The organism is Collinsella aerofaciens (genome assembly GCF_020709435.1).
Lineage (GTDB): Bacteria > Actinomycetota > Coriobacteriia > Coriobacteriales > Coriobacteriaceae > Collinsella > Collinsella aerofaciens_AU.
This window is the reverse complement of the sequence record NZ_JAJFDP010000044.1, coordinates 1-843: the sequence shown is the minus strand read 5'-3', so window position 1 is coordinate 843 and position 843 is coordinate 1. Positions and strand designations below refer to the sequence as shown.

Genomic DNA, 843 nt, shown 5'->3' with positions numbered 1-843 from the left:
CCGCGTTCCTCGCCCTCGGGGAGGACGCGTGCGCCGCGGCCTGGGAGATGGACACGGTCGAGGGCGCGCGGGAGGACTCCGCCTGCCTGCTCACGCTGCTGCACCGCCCCAGCAGGCTCCAGCTCGCGCTGCCGCTGGAGGAGAAGACCGCCGGGTGCGTCGCGGACGCCCTGGGCGATATCAGGGAGGTCCTCGGCGCCGACGGCATGGGCAGGGTCTTCCGCGCCGTGCTCACCGACAACGGCGCCGAGTTCTCCGACGAGGCGGCGATCGCGGCGCTGCTCGGCGAGGGGCCGGGCGAGACGAGGCTGTTCTACTGCGACCCCGGGCGCAGCGACCAGAAGGGCGCCTGCGAGCGCAACCACGTCGAGATCAGGAAGCTGCTGCCCAAGGGCGCCGGAATCAGGTTCGACCGGCTCGCCCCGGCCGACCTGGCGCTGGCCATGTCGCACGTGAACTCCGAGCCCCGCGGCGCGCTCGGCTTCGCGACGCCCGCGCGCGCCTTCAGGGCGATGCTCGGGGAGGACGCGGCGGCGCTGCTGGACGCCTACGGTGTGTGGGACGTGCCGCTCGGCGACCTCGACCTGACGCCGGGACTCATCGAGAGGGCGCGCGCCGAGAGGGGCGATGCCCCGCTGGCCTAGCCTAGAAGGAAAAACGGAATAGACGGACCGACCGTCCGGCTGAGTCTGGGAAGAGGTGCCGGGCGGCGGGCGGAGCATGGCCACCGGACCTATCGAAACACATCTCCACCGTTCCATCAACTGGGAAAACGGCGCCCCCGGACCCCAGGAGGGGCCGCGGGGGCGTTCAGCTAACTGCGGGAATGGCCTATTTGCTCAA

The 843-nt window shown here is 71.8% G+C and carries 1 protein-coding gene; it reads left to right on the top strand.

Translation table 11 applies throughout. The features are described from left to right. A partial coding sequence (locus LK493_RS10070; RefSeq protein ID WP_408583429.1) for a transposase occupies positions 1-644 on the top strand: 644 nt, incomplete at its 5' end. Between the last annotated feature and the right edge of the window lie 199 nt (positions 645-843).